We start from the raw sequence: 23277 nt of genomic DNA, 5'->3' as shown, positions 1-23277 counted from the left end.
TTCTAATGGCTTTTCAAATTCTTATTAATATTTTGGTTGCAGGAACGTGGATGTTTCTTAAAAATGACTGGAGCTTTCCATCCTTTTTTGTAGGCTATTTTTGGGGACTTCTTCTTATTCTGGCTATGAGGCGCTTTATTCCCGGCCGTTTTTATTTTTCACGTATCAATGCCGCAGGAAAACTGTTTTTCCTTTTCCTGAGAGAGCTTCTACTGGCCAATGTTCAAGTAATCCGTGATATTCTTCGCCCCAAGCTTGACATCAAGCCTGGTATTTTCGCACTGCCTACCGACTTGAAGAGTGATTGGGAAATCACCTTGCTCTCTCTTCTCATCACCCTGACACCTGGTACGCTTGTGATGGATATATCGGATGATAATAAAATCCTTTATATCCACGCAATCAATATGCCGGATGCAGATCAGGCAATCTCAGATATAAAAAACTCGTTTGAAAAGGCAATAATGGAGGTGACGAGATAAAATGTTTGACACTCCTTTGGAAGCATTGCTTACAGTAAGCTTACTGATTTTATCCGTCTCCACCTTAGGGCTTGTGTATCGTGTCATAAAAGGGCCATCCACTCCTGATAGGGTCATGGCACTTGATTCGATTGGAATAAACTTAATTGCCATAACCGCCATCATCTCCATTTTGCTAAAAACGGATGCCTTTTTGGAGGTTATTCTCTTAATAGGCATTATCGCCTTTGTCGGTACTGTAGCTTTCTCAAAGTTTCTACAGAAAGGGGATGCCATCGAATATGACAGAAACAGTTAACGTTTTTATTGGCGTGCTTGTCCTGTTAGGTGCTCTCCTAAGCCTTGTAACCACATTGGGGCTATTGCGCCTGCCTGATGTCTATTGTCGCAGCCATGCAGCTTCCAAGAGCGCCACATTGGGGGTTCTCCTGGTATTAATAGCTGCTTTACTTTATTTTTGGTTTGAGGACAACTATTTCAGTGCCCGTTTAGTGTTGGGTATTGTTTTTGTATTTGTTACCTCTCCTGTAGCAGGGCATTTACTGATTAGAGCTGCATATTACACGGATGTCCCACTTTGGAAGGGAACTGTTCAGGATGATTTAAAGAATAAAGGGCAATCCAATACAATCCAGCAAATGAAAAACAGCTAACGGCCAGATACCGTTAGCTGTTTTTTTGCATTCATTTTTGCTATATAGATAAAATGTATACATCAAATATTGCCCGTTGATTTCCGCTCCGGACACTTGCTTTCCGCGGGGACGGATGGGAGCCTCCTCGGCTTCGCCTGTGGGGTCTCCCATGCCCTCTACTCTCCCGCAGGAGTCAAGTGTCCTCCGCTACAATCACATTATTTGCTCTATTGAAATAAAAAATAGGGACAAATTAAAGTTTTTCTATCTTTAGTAAGGTGAATTATTCCTTTGAGTCACCCCTGTTGGTTGGAGTGCAAGGTGTGAGACTCCTGCGGGAGCAGCGTGTCAAGGGAGACCCCGCAGGCGCAAAAGCGCCGAGGAGGCTCCCGAGGCCGCCCGCGGAAAGCGAACGCCTGGAACGGAGACCAACAGGGTGTTTAATGTTGACACTTTATCTCTATCCAGCTCTATTCTAAAAGCAACAATCTTTACGAAATTAGCCTTTTATAATTATAAGGATGCTTTTAAGATGGAAACCACATCATCATAAGATAATGATTTGAAATTGCCAACTGGACCTCTGGACATGACGTGCTCAGCCATTTTTTCGATATTCGTGTCATCGATATCATAATCTGCCAAGCGAGTCGGTGCCCCCAGACTGGACCAGAATTCACGTAGTCTTCTTATTCCTTCGAGTGCCACCTCTTTATCGGTCGATCCGGAATCCTGTACTCCAAAGACACGGACTGCCAATTGCTTGAATCGTTCGAGATTCTCATCCATCACATGCTCCATCCAGTTCGGGAACAGGATAGCCAAACCTCCTGCATGCGGAATATCATAAATGGCGGATACAGCATGTTCGATACCATGGGTAGCCCAGTCTCCACGGTACCCCATCTGCAGCATGCCGTTCAATGCGATGGTACCATTATAGAGGATTGTTTCGCGGTGTTCATAGCTCTCAAGGTCATCCAACAGCTTAGGAGCAGTTTCCATGACAGTGATCAATACCGCTTCACACATTCTATCCTGTAGGGGAGCATTTGTCGGTTGATGGAAGTATTGCTCCAGAACATGGGACATCATATCAACCATACCATATACCGTATGATCTTTTGGTACTGTAAAGGTATTTTTAGGATCTAGTATCGAAAATTGAGGGAACGTAACGGGACTGCCCCAGCCATACTTTTCTTGCGTTTCCCAGTTGGTGATGACAGAGCCGGAATTCATTTCCGAACCCGTAGCTGCCAGTGTCAGAACGGTTCCAAATGGAAGTGCTTCTGTTGCGATATGTTTTCTAAGAACAATATCCCATACATCTCCTTCATACTTCACTCCTGCTGCAATTGCCTTTGTGCAGTCAATAACACTTCCTCCGCCAACTGCCAAAATGAAATCAATGTTATGCTCGCGGCAAAGTTCCACTCCTTTTCGAACAGTCGTTAGACGTGGATTCGGCTCCACTCCAGCTAATTCTGTTAAGGCTGCACCAGCTTTATGTAGAACCTCTGTTACCTCGCTGTAGAGCCCACTCTTTTTAATACTTCCTCCACCATAGACAAGCAATACGTTTTTTCCGTATTTCTCTAACTCCTTTGGCAGTACTTCAAGCTGTCCGCTGCCAAAAATTAATTTTGTTGGATTATAAAATATGAAATTTTCCATTAGTTTAAACCCTCCCTTTTTCCATGATTATGGCTGATTTTATTTTCCTATGCAAAGAATCAGCCTCAACACTCTCCTAGCATCCAACAAAATTATTCTGTTTATGAATAAATTTTTCATTCTAACAAAATATATAGAGGAAGCACTTATTTTCTCAAGGAGGGAATGTTATGAGCACAATTCAACGTATTGCTTTAGTACTTACCATCATTGGTGCAATAAATTGGGGACTAATCGGATTTTTCCAATTCGATCTTGTCGCTGCCATCTTTGGTGGCCAAGACGCAGCCCTATCCAGAATCATCTACGGTCTAGTCGGAATCGCCGGACTGATCAACCTTGGACTTCTTTTCGTCCCATCCGAACAGCATGAAAGAGAAGTAGAACCAAGAACCACAAGATAACCGTACACCGCCTCTCCGTAATGGAGGAGGCGGTTTTTAATATTATTGCTCTGTTAAACGCCGCTGTTGATTTCCGCACTAGGCGCAGCGACCCAAGGGGCGGTGCTGGAGTCTTCGCCTATTGCTCCAATCAACAGCTAGTGTCCATGAAAATCAAAAAGGAATCGATGAATACATTAAAATGTTTTGTCCAAAGGAATTTTTCTCTTATTTTTTTAAAAATAACAAAATTGATTGTACTCTCCCCCTATTGGTTGGAGCGCAAGGGGTGAGACTCCTGCGGGAGCAGCGTGTCAAGGGAGACCCCGCAGACGCTTTAGCGTCGAGGAGGCTTCCGAGGCCGCCATGGATAAGCGAACCCCTGGAGCGGAAACCAATAGGGGTGTTTCATATGTATCAAAATATAAAGGCAAATATAGAGGCACTTTTACGAAAAAAGCATAAAAAAAACACCTACAACAGCAGGTGCCTTTGTTCGTTCGTATATTATTTCTTGATTAGATCTTCGCGGTTGGATTGCTCAATCCACTCTTCTAATTTATCTTTTAAAGTGTTGAAGCCGCCTGGAGCTGTTTCTGTGTGTTGTTTCACTACAGTAGCTTGACGCTTTTTAGGCTTTCTTGGTGCTGAAGCTTGAGGAGCTTCTGCAGGTGCTTCTTGAGTAGCTTTGATGGACAAGCTGATTTTTCCGGACTTCTCGTCAACAGAAAGAACTTTCACTTGAACCTCATCGCCCATTTTTAAATGTTCGTTTACATCTTTCACATAACCGTGTGTAATTTCGGAAATATGAACAAGACCTTGAGTTTCTTCGTCAAGCGCTACGAACGCTCCATAAGGCTGGATACCTGTTACTTTACCTGTTAAAACCGTACCTAATTCAAATTTATTAGACATGAAAACACTCCTAAATATTATATTTTTATACACATTGAACGCAATAAAAAATTATACCACACATTCTACTTTTTATCAAAAGATACTTTTTCATAAGATTGATCTGTGCCTTTATTATTCGTGGTTTTCATATTATATATCCTTAATCGAATGAAATATATTTGTCCTTTTAGCACGTATATATAAAGGTGGAACTTTCAAGTTACTTAAATAGAAAAAATCAAAAAATGTACAAATTTTAAACAAGCAATAAATGATATGATAAAGTGAGAAATAGGAAAAAGGGGCGATGGAAATGAAGAATGTTGGTGAGAATATTCGACAATACCGTGAGCGCGCAAAACTGACACAAAGTGAACTTTCTTTAAAGCTAAGAGTTGGAACTGCAACGATTGAGAAATATGAAAGTGGCCAACAGATCCCGGATATGCAAACAATTTTAAAAATATCTACTGTCCTTGATGTTCCTGCTTCTGAACTACTGGAATCTGTTTCACCTATAAATTCACATGGATTAGACCATGAACTGCAACAATTAATTGAGGAAATAGGCGTAAAACGCGCAAAGTTGATTCTCCGAAAAGCAAAAGAGTATTCCGACGAGGACTTCCTAAATGTGATGCAAATGCTTTTTGAAAAAAAGTATAAAATAAATTAATAAAATATTTAAAAAATATGTTTATTTTATTTTTAAAGTGGGAATCATAAGAATATCAAGGCTTTCTAGTATTCCCCCTTTTGTTAAGGGCCGAATCCATTACGGATTTGGCCCTCTTTTTTTATCTATAATTTTTGACAAAGCGCTCCATTCGTTTTATGGCTTCCTGGAGTTGTTCCATGCTTGAAGCATAGGAACATCTGATGTAACCTTCGCCGCTCTCTCCGAACACATTGCCTGGGACGACGGCGACTTTTTCTTCCAGTAATAGCTTTTCCGCAAACTCCTGTGAAGATAACCCTGTCTGCTTTACAGATGGAAAGGCATAAAAGGCACCTCCGGGAACATGGCAAGGCAAGCCGATTTCATTTAAGGATGAGACAAAATAGTTTCTTCTCCTGCGGTAGCTTTTTTTCATATCCTCAATATCTTTCCGTCCATTTTTCAAGGCTTCAATGGCGCCATACTGAGCCATGGTGGAGGCACACATCATGGCATATTGATGGATTTTCAGCATCGCCTCGACTATATCGGTCGGTCCTGCAACAAACCCCAAACGCCAACCCGTCATTGCAAAGCCTTTGGAGAATCCTGAAATTAAAATCGTTCTTTCCTTCATGCCAGGCAAGGTTGGAAAACTAGTGAAGCTGGTATCAAAACAAAGCTCCGCATAGATTTCATCCGAAAGCACAAGAAGGTCATACTTTTCTACCAGTATACTTATTTCAAACAGCTCCTCCTTGCTCAGCATCGTACCTGTCGGATTATTTGGGAAACAAAGAAGAATTGCCTTAGTATTAGGAGTGATTGCATTCTCAAGATCCTCCATATCCACCGTAAACCCATTCTTAGCATCTGCTCCGACCTTGACTGCTCTACCGCCCACAAGCTCGATCAAGGGAGCATAGGATACAAAGCTTGGTTCAATGATAATTACTTCATCCCCGGGATCTACAATTGCGCGTATCGAGAGATCCAATGCCTGGCTTGCCCCAACTGTTACGATAATGTCACTGTCGGCACTATATGTAACATCAAACTGCTGCTCCAGGTATTTGCTGATCCCCTTGCGAAGCTCCAGTAGACCTGCATTGGCAGTGTAGGAAGTATAGCCGTTCTGCAATGAGGTGATACACGCTTCCCTCACTCCCCAGGAGGTGACAAAATCCGGTTCCCCCACTCCCAAGGAAATCACACCTTCCATATTCGCAGCCAAATCGAAGAATCGACGGATTCCTGATGGTTGAAGCTTTTTCACATGATGTGCTACTCGGTTTTTCATGGTGACACCACGATTCGGCGGTCATCTTCTCCTTGATCAAAGATCGTCCCATCATGTTTATACTTTTTCATTATAAAGTGTGTAGTCGTCGAAATGACCGAATCTAATGTCGCTAGCCTTTCAGATACGAAGTTGGCCACTTGGGATAACGATCTACCCTCGACCACAACCGAAAGATCATATGCACCTGACATCAGATACACAGATTTAACTTCTGGGAATCGGTAAATATTTTTAGCGATTTCATCAAACCCTACATCCCGTTTAGGTGTAACTTTCACATCGATCATGGCAGTTACCCCTTCAAAATTGTCCACTTTTCTCCAATCAATGATTGCACCATACTCTACGATTATTCGTTGGTTTTCCAATTGATCCAATATATTTCTTGTTTCTTCTTCTGTTAGTTCTACCATTTTTGCAAGGACACCCACGTCAATTCGTCCGTTATCTTCGATGATCTGCAGTATGTCCAATTCTTTTTCTGTAAGTTGCATAGTACAAGCCCAACTCCTTTTCGATAAACGATGTCTCATTATAACAAATTATTCCTCTGCTTGGGTTACTGTTATTTTACAAAAACTTTTAACAAAATTACACATGTTTGAAAAACTTATAAGAGGTTAAAATACCTATATAATTCTGGATGGAGTGTTGGAAGATGAGAACAAATCACTTTACAGCAAACATTAACGGTATCAATGTATTTTACGAATTCCATCATGATTCAGATTCAAGTGGACTAACAAAACCGACACTTGTGATGATTCATGGTTTTTTGTCGTCATCCTTCAGCTTCCGTAGATTGATTCCTTTGCTTACCAAGGATTACACCGTAATGGCCATAGACCTTCCCCCATTTGGAAAAAGCGAAAAATCCAAGAAGTTTGTCTATTCCTATGAAAACCTTGCCAAAGTGGTGATTGCATTGCTTGATAAGCTTGGCATCAAGAGAACCGTATTAATCGGACATTCCATGGGAGGACAGATAGCACTGAATGTCAGCAACCAGAAGCCGGAGCTTGTTGAAAAAGTGGTCCTGCTCTGCAGTTCCGGCTACTTAAAAAGACTGCCTGCAAGAATTGTCTACTCCTCTAAGATTCCCTATTTTTATCTCTATCTGAAATTCTGGCTGGCAAGACAGGGACCGCTGAAAAATCTTTTGAATGTTGTATATGACCATTCATTAATTGATGATGAAATGATTGAGGGTTACACGCAGCCTTTTTATGATGATCAGATTTTCCACGCACTGACGCGAATGATCCGTGATCGTGAGGGTGATCTGGCATCGGATATCCTGAAAAAGATTGAAACACCAAGCCTCTTGATCTGGGGCGAGGATGATAAAGTCGTCCCTCTTGAAATTGGACGACGATTACACAAGGATCTGCCAAATTCACACCTCATCACTTATAAAAAAACAGGACACCTGCTTCCAGAAGAGAAACCCCAGGATGTCCGCCAAAACATACTGGATTTTATCCAAACTTCCTATTAGTTCTAAAAAAAGAAAAGCCATTGGCTTTTCTTTTTTTAAAAGGAACAGGACGAGTCTTCATTTTTTATATGTAAAAGCTCCATCGCCTTCTCCCTGCAATGAGATAGCGGAATATTCTCCTCGAACGAAAACTCATATATCGCTTGTATTTTCTTTGCAAGTCTATTTATATCATCAAGTTCATGAACAGCCTGAACTACATCCACACATTCGGTATCGTAAGCATCCACACCATATCCTAATGGATCCCATTGAAGAAGGTTCTCCATTAAACGAACATTGATACTCGGTTTCATATCCATTTGCACACCTTGCTTTCTGCCTTCTTTTTGCTTGTCATTTTATTATAACTCTTTTAAAGGAAAATGTTGAGTGGGGTGCTATTGGCGTATTTTCAGCTTACCGATTTAACGTGCTAATCCGATTACTCCCCTTACTTTATCGGTATTGGACAAGCTTCGATAAATTTTTTAAGATGAAAGAAACAAAGGGGGAAAACAGAATATGGCTACATATAATTTTGACCAAATCATTAAGAGAACCGGTACCTCCAGTGTAAAATGGGACGAGACCACCAATGTATTCGGTTATGGGGATGTGCTTCCTATGTGGGTGGCAGATATGGACTTCCAGTGTCCAAACGAGGTAACTGCCGCGATAAGAGAAAAAGCGGAGCATGGCATCTATGGATATACCTCTGTTCCTTTATCCAATCGTGAGGCCGTTCAATCATGGTTGAAAAAACGGCATGATTGGAACGTGGAAAAGGATTGGCTTTCCTATATATCAGGCGTTGTTCCTGCACTAAGTGCCGCGATCCAATCGTTGACGGAACAAAACGATAAAGTAATACTATTCTCCCCAGTCTATTATCCTTTCTTTGATATGATCAAATGGAATGAGAGAAAGCTTGTCACAAGCCCGCTCCACTTTGAGAATGGCCGTTATTATATGGATCTGGATCATTTTGAAAGCATGATAGATGAAGATGTGAAGCTTCTTCTTTTATGTAATCCACATAATCCTGGTGGTACGGTATGGTCCAAAGAAGAGCTGAAACAGCTTGGGGACATTTGTGTTAGGCATAATATAAAAGTGGTTGCAGATGAGATCCATGGCGATCATGTACTAAAAGGTCACTCCTATACTCCATTTGCGTCCATCTCAGAAGAGTTTGCACAAATAAGCGTTACATGCATCGCCCCGACGAAAACCTTCAATATTGCTGGGTTACAGGCGGCTGTCATGATTATTCCGAACAAGGAAATAAGAGAACATGTCAACCTGTTTCAAATGAAGCAAGGAACCATCATGTTGAATACCTTTGGAATTATTGCGATGGAAGCTGCCTATCGGTACGGAGATACATGGCTTAGAGAAGTGCTGGCGTATATCGAAACAAATATGGAGATTGCAATCGAATATATTGAAAGTGAGCTTCCTGAATTAAGAGTAGCAAAACCGGAGGGAACGTACCTGCTGTGGATTGATTGTCGTGCGCTTAAAATGACCGATGAAGAGCTCAAAGAGTGCTTGCTTCAAAAAGGTAAACTGGCACTTGATTTTGGAAAGAAATTCGGCGATGAGGGAGATGGCTTCATCCGAATGAACGTAGCCTGCCCCAAAAAAATATTACTGGACGGATTAGCACGTTTGAAACAGGCGCTTGCTTAATCAGCCCAATTAAAAATGGGTTATGCTGTAATGGCACAACCCATTTTTTATAAGGTTATTAGATGCTCTGTATTGTTTAAAGAAATCAGTGTACATTTATCCCCATTTTTCCGAAGTAAATGCATACCCGTGTCTCCTGTATAAAAACTTACATTGGCCGTCACAGGCAATTGGAGAAATGACTTCAACAGGTTGGATATCGTCCCCCCATGGGACACAATCGCAATTCTTGCAACCGCATAACTTTCAGACAGTATTTTCGAAAAGGCAATTTCTGTTCTCATCCGAAATTCCAGTTCCGACTCCCCATTTTGAATTTTCTCGTGCGGTTTTCTTCCACCAGGCGGCAATGGATACTTGGTGGCAGCAACTTCCCTTTGCATTCCAGCCAGTACTCCATTATTATATTCCATTAAACCCGGCTCCTTTATCATCATACAACCTACTTCATCGGCAAGAATGGTCGCTGTTTCCGATGCCCTTTTTAATGTGCTGGTCCAAATGATATCCGGCGGGCAATGTTCATTCAAGCGGCAAGCCAATCTTCTGGCCTGCTCCCTCCCAATATCTGTAAGAGGATAATCAGCTCTGCCTTCATGCACGTTTATGAGGTCTGCCTCCGACTGCCCATGTCGTATAAGTAGTATCTCCAAAGATGAAACCCCCTTTATCTATAAATTTAAAATTATCGCAAAACTATGAACTATGTCAATAAGATTACGAATATTTCTTAAATGATACAAAAATTATAGAATTGCGCCGTTCAAAATATGTCCCGAGATAACAAAAAACAGGCTAGGAAACGGACCGTTTCCTAGCCTGTTAATATTTTTTTGGACATTTTGGAAATCATGTTACTTTTTCTTTTCCGCTTCATCCACCGGCTCTTCTACAACTTCCTTCTTCTTAGCCACCTCTTTTGAAATGACCCCGCATCCAATCCTTGCACCAGACTCTCCGGTTGGCTGCGTCATTCCGTCATCCGGTTCTTCAGAGATGATGATTGCAGTACCATTTTTCCCGAAAAGAGACGTTTTTCCATCCTTCAATGTGGCTGCAGGCGCCATCAACTCCGCAATCACCGTTCCGTCATCCTCTACAATGATATTTGGCAAATCCCCGACATGTGCGCCTTCGGGATGCAAAAGACCGTGTTCCTTGTCATCTGGATTAAAATGATTGCCGGCAGTCTTAAAATCCGGCGCGTCACACAAGCCCTCTTCATGTATATGTACACCATGCTCCCCCGGTGGGAGCCCTTCAAGGTTCAGCTTTACAGTTACTCCTTTGCTATCCTCGGATATCTTTGCCACCCCAAGGCTATCACCGGCCCCATTGAAAACCTCCACGTCCAGTGAATTTATCTTTTCTTCCATACATCCATTCAACACCAATAGCAGTAGTACACTTAAGCAAGATATCAGTCTACGCATACTTTCCTCCATCACATCTTTTCCCTAAGTTTCTCCGTTGCGAAGGAAAAGTATTTACTGAAATAAAAAAAGACTGTTTTCGCATTCATTGTTGTTATTAAGAATAAAGTGTACACATCAAATATAGCCCGTTGATTTCCGCTCCGGACACAAGATTCCCCGGGGACGGAAGGGAGCCTCCTCGGCTTCGCCTGTGGGGTCTCCCTTGCCCTCTACTCTCCCGCAGGAGTCAAGTGTCCTCCGCTACAATCAACTCACGGGTTAAAAGATTATTTGCTATAATGAAGAGCTTTAATAACAACCAAGACAAAACCCATTTATTTACCTTTAGTAAGGTAAATTTTTTACTTGAGTCACCCCTGTTGGTTGGACTGCAAGGCGTGAGACTCCTGCGGGAGCAGCGTGTCAAGGGAGACCCCGCAGGCGCAAAAGCGCCGAGGAGGCTCCCGAGGCAGCCCGCGGAAAGCGAACGCCTGGAACGGAGACCAACAGGGTGTTTAATGTTGACATCTTATCTTTAGCCCAGTCCTATTCTTAAAGCAAAATCTTCACGAAAAGAGCCTAAAAAAAGAGATGGCCCCCATAAACATAGGGTCCATCTCAATTTATCAACTATTCTTTTATAATTTTTTCTCGCTTTAATCGTTCCTCTAATTCCTTCGCTTTTTCCGATTCTTTATTGGATACTTTCATAATCAGTCTGAAAACGAAGATGGCTGCAATTAAGAAAATGGTGAAAGTGATGGCAGCAGGGATATATTCTGATTTGTCCTCAGGAAAATAGAGAAACAATTGTAATATCAGTGATGAGATGATCACGGTTGGAACACGACCTTTCTAATTGGGAACAGTCATGTCTCAGTATAACAAACTCCTGTTTTTTTGGGAAACATCTTGTGGCTTAATCAATAAGCTTCATGCTCTCGATTTTGATTTCCTCTGTCGGCTTTGCCGATCCGTCCACTGGTACTTCAGCAATGGCGTCAACTACCTCCATACCTTCCACTACTTGTCCAAAGACGGTATGTTTATTGTCCAGCCAAGGCGTTCCTCCATGCTCTTTGTACAATTCGATTGTCTCGGCAGGAAATTGAGCGCTTTCCATTTGGGCGATCATATCTTCTGTAACCTCGGATGCCTGAACGATAAAGAACTGGCTTCCATTTGTCGAAGGACCCGAATTTGCCATGGAAAGTGCCCCTTTTCTGTGAGGGTGATTTTCACTGAACTCGTCCTCAAACGGCTCACCCCAAATGCTCTCTCCACCCATACCCGTTCCTTCCGGATCACCTGTCTGAATCATGAAGTCCTGGATGACACGATGAAAGATCAACCCATCATAGTAACCATTGGCTGCATGCGTGACAAAATTCTCGACAGCTTTAGGTGCCGCATCCGGATATAATTCGACCACTATTTTCCCCTTTGACGTTGTGATTTCCACCTTATCGTCCTTCTTATCGTACTCATAGGCAGCTGCTTCCTCGCCACTGGTTCCTTCCGATTCGCTGTTGTTGCTTGTACCTTGTCCACAACCTGCTACAATAAGTAGTAGAGCAAGCATCATAAATGACCAAATTTTCTTCATGTTGTTTTCACACTCCATTATTATTCTTTACAGAAGATATTACTAGAAATAATAAGAAAAATCATCCATTAATAATCAAAGGGGGACTTAAGATGGACGAAATTAATGTAGGTTCTGTCGTTACAGGCATCTATAAGACGGGAAAATACATAGGCGAGGTGACAGCTGTTCGCCCTATGCACTATTTAGTGAAGGTGAAAGCTGTGCTGAAGCATCCACAGCAAGGGGATCTTCATGCCCCGAAGGAAGTGGACGTACCTCTTTTTCATGAAAGACGTGCACTTGCCCACAATGAACAAACAAACATTCCGAAAAATATGGTAAAGCTTTATGGTGGAGAAGTAATCGATTATAAGGAATCCTTGAAGATTGCCCTCGAAAGCTCAAAACAGGCTCTCCAAAACGACTCGGGTGATTGGGCTCAAAAATGCCTGGCGAATCTGTCTGTCCTTGAAACGGAATACAAACTATCATAATGTCTCCATGCAAAACTGAAAGCCAAATCACTCTTGAGGTGATTTGGCTTTTTATAAGGCATATTTATTCATTATTTTAGATAGGTCGATGCGGTCTCCGATGGTAGTCGGCTTTGGCCTTGCCAGGTAGCTTTTATCTTTTTCCACTAACCGAAATATATTATAGGTCGTTAGTGCGTCATCCAGAGCTCGATGATGTTTTCCTGTACCCTCTTTTCCATATTCTTGGACCGCTTTCCAAAGTCCTGTCTGATTCTGATCTCCAAAGAACCTTTTATATTCCATGGAAAGGTCCACTTGTTTGCATGGCAATGGGAACTGAATGCCATGAATATCACAATTATTCTTCAGTACCCTCATATCCATGTTTCCCCATGTAATGACGGTCCCCCTTTCATGCGCTTTAAAGGAACTCAGAACCTCAATCAACTCAAAAAAACTTATTCCTTCATCCACTTTTTTCTGGCTGATGTTTAAAAAGGATCGGCAACGGTCAGTTAAGGTCGGAAATGCTTTCGGCTGGATATATGTGGAGAACTGCTGGATAATCTGTTCGTTCTCTACCGCCACAATACCGGCTTCAATGATTTCAGGAAAGAAATTCTTGGGGTAATGCCTGTTTTCAGGCATGGTGAACTCAAAATCAATGAACAAAAATAATGGAGGAAGACTCATCTTTACCCTCCCTTCTCTTAATTTTCAGAATTTTATTACTTTATTATATCATGGGAATATAGGTTTTAAGTACGATAATTAATACAATTTTCAAAAAAATATGCTTGTTTACCGGCTTTTAGGTTGATTTTTTACATCAATGCGCTATTATTTAGTTATACGAAATATTTAATATCCGAAATAACCAAAGAAGGTGAGTAATATTTCAACGTCAGGACGGAACATGTTCATCATGTGGTTTGCGAACTTTTTCGTTGCTGCGAGTGCTACAATGGTTCTCCCTTTTCTATCTTTATTCATTGAAACGTTCGGGAATTACTCTGATTCCTATGTTCAGCGCTGGTCCGGATTTATTTTTGGAATCACATTCCTGACAGCTTTCTTCGTTTCACCGATTTGGGGAAGAATTGGGGATAAGTATGGCTACAAGCCTATTTTGATCTTAACTGGTTCCGGGATTGCGACTAGTATTCTATTGATGAGCTTTGTCGATAGTGTTCATGGGCTTTTTATCTTGCGTATGTTCATGGGGTTGGTTACCGGCTTCATTCCAACATCCATGGCCTTGATATCCTCCCAGACGTCAAAAGAAATCGCTGGGAGAACACTCGGTACATTGCAGACAGGTACTGTTTCCGGAGGATTATTGGGTCCTTTGCTTGGAGGGATGCTGGCCGATTCCTTTGGCTTCACTTATACTTTTTTCATTACCGCAGCTGTCATTTATTTTGCAGTTTTACTCGTAGCATTTGGCATTAAAGAAAAGAAAAAGCAACCCAAAAACAATAAAGAAAAGAACTATACACGAAAAGAAGTTTTGGCCTATATTGTCCAAAAACCGATGCTGCTAAAAATCATGCTTCTCTCCTTACTGATACAAGCGGCAAACTTCAGTATTCAACCATTATTGACACTCTATGTAGGCGAATTGACTGGAGCGGCCAACCTTGCTTTGCTTGCTGGATTTGCCTTCTCTGCTACAGGTTTTGGCAACCTGCTGGCATCTCGGAACTGGGGAAAGCTCGGAGATAAAATAGGGTACGAGAAAGTTATTGTACTATTGATGTTCCTAAGCTCCCTGCTTTTTATTCCCCAGGCCCTGTCTACATCATTATGGCAATTAGTATTGTTCAGATTTTTTTTCGGAATGGTGGTTGGCGGACTGATTCCGTGTATGACCGCATACATTCGATCTGCCGCTCCCCTTTCCATGCAAGGGGAAGTACTCGGGTACAATGTAAGCTTCCGATTTCTTGGGAATGTCATCGGGCCTGCAATGGGCGGATTGATTTCAAGCTTTTATAGCATCTCGACGGTATTTTATGTAACGAGCTTCATTTTCCTTTGCTCGGGAATCATTCTGCTATACGGGATCACCCACCCGGAAAGAGCAGAAAAAACAGTGGAATCATCCAATTGAGCGTCGCAGCAGTTCCTCTGCTGAGGCCTTTTTTTATTCCTTCTTCCATTCTCTTCCTTGTTCCTGTATGATTTTGTTTAATATATTAGTTATAAGGGGGCAAATGATGTTGACTCTTCAAGACTACGAAACAAGGATTCTGCATGCATTCCACACACATGCAAATGGCGAGAACAAGGAACCGATGGAAAAATACATGCGCAATCATTTTCCGTTCCTAGGTATTAGAACACCGGAAAGAAAAGATATTCTACGTAGATTTCTACTTGAAAACGGAAAGCCGCCTCTTGAGTGGCTCGAGCAGCTCGTCACCTTTTTATACAGTCAGCCTGAACGTGAGTTTCATTATGCAGCACTTGCCATGATTGACCTGCACATAAAGAAACTGGATGCAGAATTCCTGCCTTTTCTGGAAAAATTGATTATCACAAATTCCTGGTGGGATACCATTGACCATATTGCACCGAAACACCTGGGTGCGATCCTTTTAAAAGACAAAAATGCCATAGCCGATTATCCTGATCGCTGGATACAGGACGACTACTTTTGGCTTCAACGCTCTGCCATTCTATTTCAACTGAAGTACAAGCAAAAAACAGATGAAGAAAAGCTTTTCCAACTAATCAATCAAAGAAAAGATTCAAAGGAATTTTTTATTCAAAAAGCGATTGGATGGGCTCTGAGGGAATATAGCAAAACCTCCCCTGATGCTGTAATTACATTCATTAAAAATAATGAATTGGCACCGCTCAGCCAGCGGGAAGGCATGAAACATGTCCAAACACTTAACCTAAGATAGATAAAAAATGAGGAAGTGGCGTGTTGTAAGCGCCTCTTCCTCATTTTACTTTATCTTTTTTTCAGGATCGCCATCGTACAGCGGGAAACACAGATAAGCGCTTCGTTCTCATCGACAATTTTGATATCCCATACCATTGTCGTTTTCCCACGGTGCAGGACAGTACCAATGGCGGTCACCATTCCATCCCTTTTCCCTTTTAAATGATTTGCATTAATCTCCAGACCAACACAAATTTCCGTCTCCTTGTCAATCAGATGAAAGGTTCCGATACTTGCCACTGTCTCTGCCAGTGCTACGGATGCACCCCCATGCAGCAATCCAAATGGCTGATGCGTGCGCTTATCCACCGGCATGGTTGCGACAGCCCGTTCTTCTGATAATTCAATGATTTCCATCCCAAGTGCCTCAATTAATGTATTGGTTAGCTCCACTTTTTTCTCCTCCTATCATTTCCTATCTCTCAATAATACTACTGCAGCAAGGAAGTATACAGAAAAGAATAGAAAAATTGGGAGTAGAGCAGGCCAAACCCACATATTGTCCAACCTCCAAAAACCGAATCATAAAAAATTCGGCTATTTGCTAAATATCAAACCTGTGAGTTGAGCGGCACTTTGTTATCGCATATAATGATTAAAAGATAATTGATAATTAGAGGTGAAATGCGTTGAATAATGAAATACCTCTACATGATATTTCGTTGGAGAAGACATTCGAGAAATATGAAAGTAAATACAAGGCGGTTGCCGATAAAAAAAGGCTGCACATCATGAATCTTCTGTGTCAACACGGAGCAATGTGCGTATGCGATATGGTTCCATTGATCGGGATGCCACAGTCTAAATTATCGTATCATTTGAAAATCCTGCTTGATGCGGAAATAATCGTAAAAGAAACGAGAGGAACCTGGAGCTATTATTCTCTGAATCAGAAGGAAGTTGACAACCTTTTATCAGAGGAGCTTTGCTGTCTGTTCAGGTAGGTTAATAGGTGGAAAAAAACAGACCGTTCCTTTAATGGGAAACCATGATAGGAACGGTCTGTATTATTTTTATGCTCTGTTAAACACCGCTGTTGATTTCCGCAAAAGGCTGCGCTTTCCGCGGGGCTAACGTGAGCCTCCTCGGCTTCGCCTGTGGGGTCTCCACTAAACGCCATCTCCCGCAGGACAAGGAAGGCTGCGGCAGCGATACATCGCACGAAGAAAATGCTCGCATTTTCGAGGAGTCTCCGCCTTTTGCTCCAATCAACAGCTAGATTCTTATTAAATCAACACTAGACAGTAACACAGCCTATACTTAATAAATATATTCAAGGTTCACTGTAGCGTTAATGGTAATTTCCTGGGGTTCGATAGGGGTACTTGCTTTTTCCTGTAGGGCAAAGCCTGCATATCTTGGTCCAAAGAACACTTGCTGGGCCACTTCTTCCATCCTTACTGGAACTGGATGAAGGCGTACACCTATCGTGCTAGCCATGGCACATGCTTTTTTATATCCATTGAGGATTGCCTGCTGAAGTACTTGACGGTAGATCGTATTATAATTGGTAGCCTCAAAGGACAGGTTTTCCGAAATATTGGCTCCATTTTCAAATGCGATGTCCACTACAGAGCCCACCTTAGTGATATCCCTCACCGTTACTCGGAAAATATGCCGCACTTCATAGGATGTCAATACTGGTGTGCCTGACTGATCTGTGTACCTGGGAAAGGATGTATAGGAGGACGTTTCAATATCATTTTGATTAATTCCTGCTTGAAGCAAGGCTTGAATCATCCTATTTGCCTTTATCCGATTTTCCTCTTGGGCCGTTTGAACGTTTGGATTGGACGTAACCACCCCCAACTGAATATACGCAATATCAGGACGGACTTCTTTTTTTGCCGTTCCTTGTACCAGCATTTTACGATGATTTGGACTTTCCATACACACCCGCCTCTTCCATTGGCTATTAATAGCTACTTGTAGTTAAATTGTATGAGGGGGGAGAAGGAAATAATACTTTATCGGTATTTTTGCAAAGAGAAGGTGGGATCATTCAGTTCTTTATACCATCTATGGACATAGTACAAGACAAAAGAAATAGCGGAAGCTAGGAAAAGCTCCATTCTATATTCGACGATAAACTGCGCCTGATGCCAGACATAATTCCCCATAAAGAAGAAGATTGTCACCCATACTATGGCAGCCGAATAGGCAGCCAGCGCAAATTGATAGAATGGGAGCTTCATAAATCCTGCTAAAAACGGAACGACATTTCTTGCGCCTGGAAGGAAGTAGGAAATACATAGGGCAAATGCATGATACTTATTGATTAGCGCTTCCCCTCTTGCCAGGGAGGCCTCCACTTTTTCATTCTTCTCCATTGTGGAATACAAGCCGCTTCCAAGACATCTTCCCAAAAGATAGCAAGTGGTCAAACTTGAGATTACACCCAAATAGATGGTCAGCAGTGCTGGAGTGGTCTGCAGAATCCCTTTATAGGAAATGATTCCTATTGAACTGACAAGCACTTCATTTGGGACCGGTATGCCAAACATGCCTAACCAAAGCCAAAAGAACAATCCTATATATCCATAGTCGCGTATTAGTTGTAAAATAATATCAAAATCCATGCGATCCCTTCTTTCCGCATTCAGCGAAGGATTTGATACAAATCATTTTTATTTGCTGTATTCGCATTAAATTGTTGCTTTTGACGTATCTAACTTAAACACGTAATATTACTTGCATTCGTGCTCTTTTCCCGTGTAAATTGATTTATTTTCTCTTTGAATATTAAAGTGAGAAATGCTGTAAAAAATCCAAAAGCCGATCTTTTACGGACATAAGCAACAAACTTTGCGAAAAGAGCCTTTTTATTTGTACTTCTTCGTGTTACCTCTATATTCCTTTTATATCAGCTCTCTAAACTAAACAACTCGCTGACAGATTTTTCTATATTACTTGTATGGAAAGGAGATTGTGCATGACCAATAAAACCGTTCTGATTACAGGCGCTTCCGGGGGCTTTGGAAAAACGTTCACGAAAGTCTTTTTACAGGCTGGCTATCACGTGATTGCTACGATAAGGCAGGAAAATAAAATACAGGAGGTCCTCTCCGGACTATCTGAACAGGACCGAACGAATCTAACCCTCTTATTCTTAGATGTATCACATGACCAATCTGTCGCGCAATTTCAAACTGCATTAAATGCTTTCCAACGGATAGATGTGCTTATCAATAACGCCGGTTTTGCCGTGGCAGGGTTTGCCGAAGAGCTTACAGTTGAGGAATATAAGCTGCAATTCGAAACAAACTTTTTCGGAGTGATCCGCGTTACTAATGCTGTCCTCCCTTTCATGAGGAAGCAAGGCTCCGGGAGGATCATCAATATCAGCTCGATCAGCGGATTGGTCGGCTTTCCCGCACTCTCACCCTATGTCTCTTCCAAATACGCCCTAGAAGGCTACAGTGAAAGCCTTCGCTTGGAGGTAAAAGACTTTGGAATAGATGTCGTGCTTTTGGAACCCGGTTCGTTTCAGACAAATATTTGGACAAGCGGCACACATCTTTCCCAAAATGCGGGTAGTGACATCTCCCCATACAAAAGCATGTTTACAACGATAAATAATAGAATGCTAGCAGAAAGAAGCAGTTATGGAGATCCTTCCGAGGTTGGATTCTTGGCTCTGAAAATTGCAGAAGCCAAGGGGAACCCATCCCTTCGCTATACAGTAGGAAAGGGTGTCACCTTTATGCTAACCCTTAAGAGGCTCATCCCCTGGAAAACCTGGGAGCGCATGGTTCTAAAACAGCTGCAGAAGCCCTGAATGACCACTTCATTTGGGTTGACAACTCTCCAAACCGGTCTTTTCACATATAGTATGTATGTAAAATGAAATCCTGGTTTGGAGGGAAAAGTCATGTACTATCATCAATACCCGCAGCCCCACTACTATCCCCGCAATACGTACTTTCCCGTTTATCCCTATTTGAATGGGACCTACATCCCGAAGTACCGTTCCTACCCCACTGTGGATCCAACGTTTTTCACCGAATCCGCAGGGGCCATGCAGCAGCTGATGAAGGAAGCGAGTATTATCTTAAAGAAATTATCCGATTCAAAAGATTTTGCTTCTGAAGTAATGGGTGCAGCTCAAGAAGGGAAGATGGAGAAAGTGGATCAGCTCTTAAAGAGCACGGGGGTACACGCAGGAGTGAAAACGGATTATAATCCCGATGGCATCAATTTAAAACTTTCCTCTTCTGTCGGTGAAACGGAGTGCTGCCATTTGACGATATCTCTTAGATGGCGATAGCAGGGGCAGATATCATAAATGAAACAAGGACTGCCTGATAGCAGTCCTTGTTTCTCTTCCTAAGAGAAGGTTCAGGAAGTCCTCCTTCTTTGAACAAAGAATAGGGCCATTCCCAATGAAAGTGAGATAATTCCAAACAATAAATACGTATAAATTGATGTAGCAGTTATCGGTAATGTGTTTTTCCCTTTTTGTTTTTCTTTCTCTGGCGTTGAAGCTTCCTCTTCTTGTTTATCCTTGTCTTTGTCTTGGTCTTCGTCTTCCGTATTTTCAGGATTTTCCTTATGAGGATCCGTTATTACAGGATTTTCTTCCTCATTCTCTGGGTCTTCCGTTTCTTCAGGATTTTCAGGATTGGTTCCTTCTGGCTGCTCCTCCATTTCAATGTAGCTCCTAGCATCCTTCACTTCCAACTTTATATTGTCTATGAAAATTTCATGGGCTGTTGGAACATCAATGTTATCTACTTTACCCAGGAGAAATTTCAAGCCTGTAATATCATCGGTACCCGCTTCAAATTGAAATGTGAATGTTTCAGTTGTTGTGGATATGTCTAGGATTCTTTCAAAATATCTGGTATAGCTAGGCGCTCCATTATCTATCACTATTTCCATTTTTCTATCTACTGTTGACCTGGCATCAAATTCTAAAAGATATGTCCTTCCTTTCGTCAACTCAAGGTTTTCTTGGAAAAAGGAGATATCCCATGGATTGTTACCCACATTGTCGATCTTGATCACCGCTTCTTCTTCCTTTTCTGTCACCGTTGCGCTGGACGGTCCATCATAGACTCCTTGGACATGAGAATTCCAATGCTCCAATTCCAATCCGAAGTCTCCATTTTTCAGAGGAAACAGTTTCTCTCTTTCTTCTTTGATTTCTACCAATACATTGTCTATCGTCACATGGTGACTTTTGCCGATTATATCTGCTCCATCGATTTTCCCAAGCAGATACTTTAAGGCAGCTGTCTCCGAATTTTCCATATCGAACTCAAATGTGTAACGCTCAAATTCAGAGGTCAATGCCACTTTTTCCGATAAGAATCGATTATATTGACTATCTTCCATTACTACTTCCATTTCCCTGCTTTCACTGGATTTCGCATCAAAAGAAACAGTATAGCGATACCCAGAATTCAATGGCAGATTTTCCTGCATGAAAATTAAGTCCCAAGGATTGTTTCCTTCATGATCAATGGATATTTCCGCCTTGCCATCAACCACTAGAAAACTCGCTTTGGAAGGTCCATCATAGATTCCTTGAACATGGGAATTCCAGCTGTTCAAACCATCTGCAAAATTTCCGTTCTTCAGTGGGAAAATCTCATGGAGGGGTAATGCCCCGGCTTCAGGCTTTGACACTTGCAATAGTGTCACATCATCCAGCCTGACATCATGATTACTGCCTCCCAAATAAAAGACCAGCTGGCCTTCAAGGTCTTCCAAATCATTCATTGTCAAAGTAACTGTCTTTTCTTCACTTTCTGTGGACAATCCAATTGTTTGTGAACCTGAGTAATCGACAGAACCGTCTTTGCTTACCAAGGCAACCTGAACATCCCTGTTGGCTGCAGCACTTGCAGTGAATGTCAGCAAATATTCGCTGTTTTTCTCAAGTTTTATACCTTTTTGGACAAGCTGTAATGCCGCGATATCCCCGCCATCGTTGATATCCACTGCCAACTCCCTTTGCTCTTCTGTTACATATGCTTGTGCATCTGCACCGTTTATTATAAAATTCCAATATGTCATTCGGTCCATGCGGCCCTGATCAAAGGTACCATTATAAATGTGGTTGCCATTACGTAGCGGTGGCTTCGCTGCGTCTTCATTGTATGGATCGATGGCATCCACTTCTTCCACTTTCACATTTCCTATCCAGACTGTCTGGCCATTAAGACCCATGTTGAACTCCAAGCGTGCTTTCGAATCGGATTCGGCTTGCATCTGGAATGTGTAAGCATAAGATTGAACTTCATCCGTTAATGGCACTTCATAATTTGCGGAGTAAAGGGACCATCCTCTTTCTTCACCGCCGCTTACTTTCAAATTCACATTCCTGTTACCCGAAGCTCTTGCATCAAAGCTTACTTTATAGGTTCTGCCCTTCCCGACCGGCATTTGCTGAATGAGCTGGACAGAATGTGGTTGTCCCCCCGCTTGCGAGATATCCACTTTTGCAAACCTTTTTTCATTGATGGTATCCACACTTACTGCCCCATTGCCTCCAAACTGGTCTAAATGAACAAAGTTCCAATATGTATCATTTAGCTGATCTGTTTGTGCTTTTACAGTAGTGAAGCCTCTCTCATAGTCCGTATCATAAATATAGTTGCCATCAATCGCCTCTTTAGAACCGCTTGGCAATTCCTCCGGTTCAAAAACAGGTTCTATTGCCTCTCTATACTCGCTATCTTCCATTTTATACACCTTCACATAATCCACCAGCATTTCTCCAGGAAAAACGGTCGAATCATTGGGACCTCCTCCATACCACCCTCCGATTGCAAGGTTCAGTATAAGATAGAACTCCTGGTCAAAAGGAGCCGGGTAGGAATACTTGGTTGCATTTCCCGCGCCAATGCTGCTCCAATTATTCAATGTCTGGAACAACTCACCATCCACATACCACCTGATTTCGCCAGGTTCCCATTCCACTGAATAAACATGAAAGTCTGTGATATCTTCTCCGTCTGCAAAATGATAGTCTTTGGCCGTGTAGGTGTTATTTGGCCATTGGCCACCATAATGAATGGCTCCTCCCATTTTATCGGGTGTTCCTCCAGCCGCCTCCATAATGTCAATTTCCCCGGAAGCTGCCCATCCACCATAATTATCTTCCTGTGGCATCATCCAAAAAGCTGGCCAAAACCCTTGACCAGGCGGCAATTTTATTTTCGCTTCGAATTTTCCGTATTTCTGATGGAACTTACCCTTCGTATGAATTTTTCCGGACGTATAGTCATATGTCCCTCTTTCATCCGACACGGTTTCTTTTTTCCCTTCGATTGTCAGCATTCCATCTTTCACTTTCACATTATCCTTGGAATAATACTGCAGCTCCTCATTTCCCCACCCCGGAACATAGTTGCCGTCTTCCTGGACAAAGCCATTTCCTTGATCGTAGGACCATTTGCTGTAATCGAGCGTACTTCCTTCAAATTCCTCTTCCCAAACCAGCTGCCAATTTTTCTCCCCATCTGATTCAACCGCTCTTTCGTCGACATTTTCATTTGCCATGGCAGGAGCCAAACTTGCCCACATTAACAAAAAAGCCACAGCTACACTTACCCCTTTTTTCACCATCTTCTTTCTCCTCCCAAAATCCTTTTTTCACTGCAAATCCCTTGCAATATCACCTCCTTT

At 42.1% G+C, this 23277-nt stretch carries 27 protein-coding genes; 13 read left to right on the top strand and 14 right to left on the bottom strand.

Features of this window, described 5'->3' with window-relative positions; genetic code table 11:
• Positions 1–5: 5 nt before the first annotated feature.
• Genes ABN702_RS01815 through mnhG form a run of 3 tightly spaced genes read left to right on the top strand, consistent with a single transcriptional unit; the run spans position 6 to position 1135 of the window.
• Positions 6–482, top strand: a complete 477-nt coding sequence (locus tag ABN702_RS01815; RefSeq protein ID WP_417899163.1) for a Na+/H+ antiporter subunit E — start codon at positions 6–8, stop codon at positions 480–482.
• A 1-nt stretch (position 483) separates the two neighbouring features.
• On the top strand, positions 484–780 hold the full coding sequence (locus ABN702_RS01810; RefSeq protein ID WP_417899162.1) for a Na(+)/H(+) antiporter subunit F1: 297 nt from the start codon (positions 484–486) through the stop codon (positions 778–780).
• Complete coding sequence (mnhG, locus tag ABN702_RS01805; protein WP_417899161.1) at positions 764–1135, top strand: monovalent cation/H(+) antiporter subunit G; 372 nt, start codon at positions 764–766, stop codon at positions 1133–1135. The genes ABN702_RS01810 and mnhG overlap by 17 nt, the downstream gene beginning before the upstream one ends.
• Before the next feature lie 495 nt (positions 1136–1630).
• Here the strand turns inward: mnhG and ABN702_RS01800 are convergent, their stop codons facing one another.
• Positions 1631–2794, bottom strand: coding sequence for an iron-containing alcohol dehydrogenase (locus ABN702_RS01800; RefSeq protein ID WP_417899160.1), 1164 nt, complete (start codon positions 2792–2794; stop codon positions 1631–1633).
• 170 nt (positions 2795–2964) lie between these two features.
• Between ABN702_RS01800 and ABN702_RS01795 the strand changes: the two genes are divergently transcribed.
• Positions 2965–3198, top strand: a complete 234-nt coding sequence (locus ABN702_RS01795; RefSeq protein WP_224841174.1) for a DUF378 domain-containing protein — start codon at positions 2965–2967, stop codon at positions 3196–3198.
• A 486-nt stretch (positions 3199–3684) separates the two neighbouring features.
• On the opposite strand, the gene yugI is transcribed toward ABN702_RS01795, so the two are convergent.
• On the bottom strand, positions 3685–4095 hold the full coding sequence (gene yugI, locus ABN702_RS01790; protein ID WP_204420091.1) for a S1 domain-containing post-transcriptional regulator GSP13: 411 nt from the start codon (positions 4093–4095) through the stop codon (positions 3685–3687).
• A 295-nt stretch (positions 4096–4390) separates the two neighbouring features.
• Between yugI and ABN702_RS01785 the strand changes: the two genes are divergently transcribed.
• Positions 4391–4753: a helix-turn-helix domain-containing protein gene (locus ABN702_RS01785; protein ID WP_417899159.1), complete on the top strand. Its 363-nt coding sequence runs from the start codon at positions 4391–4393 to the stop codon at positions 4751–4753.
• A gap of 121 nt (positions 4754–4874) precedes the next feature.
• Here ABN702_RS01785 and ABN702_RS01780 read toward each other — a convergent pair whose 3' ends face one another.
• Both ABN702_RS01780 and ABN702_RS01775 read right to left on the bottom strand, forming a co-directional pair.
• On the bottom strand, positions 4875–6035 hold the full coding sequence (locus ABN702_RS01780; RefSeq protein ID WP_417899158.1) for an aminotransferase: 1161 nt from the start codon (positions 6033–6035) through the stop codon (positions 4875–4877).
• The gene (locus ABN702_RS01775) at positions 6032–6532 is read right to left on the bottom strand and encodes an Lrp/AsnC family transcriptional regulator (RefSeq protein WP_417899157.1); all 501 of its coding nucleotides are present in this window, start codon (positions 6530–6532) and stop codon (positions 6032–6034) included. The genes ABN702_RS01780 and ABN702_RS01775 overlap by 4 nt, the downstream gene beginning before the upstream one ends.
• Positions 6533–6696: 164 nt before the next feature.
• On the opposite strand from ABN702_RS01775, the gene ABN702_RS01770 reads away from it, so the two are divergent.
• Positions 6697–7536, top strand: coding sequence for an alpha/beta fold hydrolase (locus tag ABN702_RS01770; RefSeq protein ID WP_417899156.1), 840 nt, complete (start codon positions 6697–6699; stop codon positions 7534–7536).
• 35 nt (positions 7537–7571) lie between these two features.
• Here the strand turns inward: ABN702_RS01770 and ABN702_RS01765 are convergent, their stop codons facing one another.
• Complete coding sequence (locus ABN702_RS01765; protein ID WP_417899155.1) at positions 7572–7832, bottom strand: DUF1871 family protein; 261 nt, start codon at positions 7830–7832, stop codon at positions 7572–7574.
• Between the two features lie 208 nt (positions 7833–8040).
• Here ABN702_RS01765 and ABN702_RS01760 point away from each other — a divergent pair, with 208 nt between their 5' ends.
• A complete protein-coding gene (locus ABN702_RS01760; protein WP_417899154.1) occupies positions 8041–9210 on the top strand; it encodes a MalY/PatB family protein in 1170 nt (389 codons plus the stop codon).
• 47 nt (positions 9211–9257) lie between these two features.
• Here ABN702_RS01760 and ABN702_RS01755 read toward each other — a convergent pair whose 3' ends face one another.
• The 4 genes from ABN702_RS01755 to ABN702_RS01740 all read right to left on the bottom strand — a co-directional run bounded on the left by ABN702_RS01755 (position 9258) and on the right by ABN702_RS01740 (position 12231).
• Positions 9258–9863, bottom strand: a complete 606-nt coding sequence (locus tag ABN702_RS01755; protein ID WP_417899153.1) for a histidine phosphatase family protein — start codon at positions 9861–9863, stop codon at positions 9258–9260.
• Positions 9864–10064: 201 nt separating this feature from the next.
• A complete protein-coding gene (locus ABN702_RS01750) occupies positions 10065–10643 on the bottom strand; it encodes a superoxide dismutase family protein (RefSeq protein WP_417899152.1) in 579 nt (192 codons plus the stop codon).
• A gap of 612 nt (positions 10644–11255) precedes the next feature.
• A complete protein-coding gene (locus tag ABN702_RS01745) occupies positions 11256–11462 on the bottom strand; it encodes a hypothetical protein (protein WP_417899151.1) in 207 nt (68 codons plus the stop codon).
• Positions 11463–11544: 82 nt separating this feature from the next.
• Positions 11545–12231, bottom strand: coding sequence for a peptidylprolyl isomerase (locus ABN702_RS01740; RefSeq protein WP_417899150.1), 687 nt, complete (start codon positions 12229–12231; stop codon positions 11545–11547).
• Positions 12232–12323: 92 nt separating this feature from the next.
• Between ABN702_RS01740 and ABN702_RS01735 the strand changes: the two genes are divergently transcribed.
• Positions 12324–12707 (top strand): kinase-associated lipoprotein B, encoded by a 384-nt coding sequence (locus ABN702_RS01735; protein WP_417899149.1) that lies wholly within the window; start codon positions 12324–12326, stop codon positions 12705–12707.
• Positions 12708–12758: 51 nt separating this feature from the next.
• On the opposite strand, the gene kapD is transcribed toward ABN702_RS01735, so the two are convergent.
• On the bottom strand, positions 12759–13382 hold the full coding sequence (gene kapD / locus ABN702_RS01730; RefSeq protein ID WP_417899148.1) for a 3'-5' exonuclease KapD: 624 nt from the start codon (positions 13380–13382) through the stop codon (positions 12759–12761).
• Positions 13383–13605: 223 nt separating this feature from the next.
• On the opposite strand from kapD, the gene ABN702_RS01725 reads away from it, so the two are divergent.
• Entirely contained in the window at positions 13606–14802 is a 1197-nt protein-coding gene (locus ABN702_RS01725) for an MFS transporter (protein ID WP_417899147.1), read from the top strand.
• A 106-nt stretch (positions 14803–14908) separates the two neighbouring features.
• The gene (locus ABN702_RS01720) at positions 14909–15601 is read left to right on the top strand and encodes a DNA alkylation repair protein (RefSeq protein WP_417900788.1); all 693 of its coding nucleotides are present in this window, start codon (positions 14909–14911) and stop codon (positions 15599–15601) included.
• Between the two features lie 50 nt (positions 15602–15651).
• On the opposite strand, the gene ABN702_RS01715 is transcribed toward ABN702_RS01720, so the two are convergent.
• Positions 15652–16035: a hotdog fold thioesterase gene (locus ABN702_RS01715; RefSeq protein ID WP_417899146.1), complete on the bottom strand. Its 384-nt coding sequence runs from the start codon at positions 16033–16035 to the stop codon at positions 15652–15654.
• A 236-nt stretch (positions 16036–16271) separates the two neighbouring features.
• Here ABN702_RS01715 and ABN702_RS01710 point away from each other — a divergent pair, with 236 nt between their 5' ends.
• Positions 16272–16586, top strand: a complete 315-nt coding sequence (locus ABN702_RS01710; protein ID WP_417899145.1) for an ArsR/SmtB family transcription factor — start codon at positions 16272–16274, stop codon at positions 16584–16586.
• A 316-nt stretch (positions 16587–16902) separates the two neighbouring features.
• Here the strand turns inward: ABN702_RS01710 and ABN702_RS01705 are convergent, their stop codons facing one another.
• Together ABN702_RS01705 and ABN702_RS01700 are read right to left on the bottom strand one after the other, a co-directional pair.
• Positions 16903–17532 carry an SIMPL domain-containing protein gene (locus ABN702_RS01705; protein WP_417899144.1) on the bottom strand — a complete coding sequence of 210 codons (630 nt, stop codon included), beginning with the start codon at positions 17530–17532 and terminating at the stop codon, positions 16903–16905.
• Between the two features lie 77 nt (positions 17533–17609).
• Positions 17610–18221: a DedA family protein gene (locus ABN702_RS01700; protein ID WP_417899143.1), complete on the bottom strand. Its 612-nt coding sequence runs from the start codon at positions 18219–18221 to the stop codon at positions 17610–17612.
• Between the two features lie 353 nt (positions 18222–18574).
• Here ABN702_RS01700 and ABN702_RS01695 point away from each other — a divergent pair, with 353 nt between their 5' ends.
• Positions 18575–19420 (top strand): SDR family oxidoreductase, encoded by an 846-nt coding sequence (locus ABN702_RS01695; RefSeq protein WP_417899142.1) that lies wholly within the window; start codon positions 18575–18577, stop codon positions 19418–19420.
• Positions 19421–19513: 93 nt separating this feature from the next.
• Positions 19514–19909: a hypothetical protein gene (locus ABN702_RS01690; protein WP_417899141.1), complete on the top strand. Its 396-nt coding sequence runs from the start codon at positions 19514–19516 to the stop codon at positions 19907–19909.
• A gap of 71 nt (positions 19910–19980) precedes the next feature.
• Here the strand turns inward: ABN702_RS01690 and ABN702_RS01685 are convergent, their stop codons facing one another.
• Entirely contained in the window at positions 19981–23217 is a 3237-nt protein-coding gene (locus ABN702_RS01685; RefSeq protein ID WP_417899140.1) for a carbohydrate binding domain-containing protein, read from the bottom strand.
• Positions 23218–23277: the final 60 nt, after the last annotated feature.

This window comes from Bacillus haimaensis, from assembly GCF_048270625.1.
Taxonomy (GTDB): domain Bacteria; phylum Bacillota; class Bacilli; order Bacillales; family Bacillaceae_I; genus Sutcliffiella_A; species Sutcliffiella_A haimaensis.
Note: the sequence above shows the minus strand (reverse complement) of the source record. Positions and strands in the feature narration are given on the sequence as shown.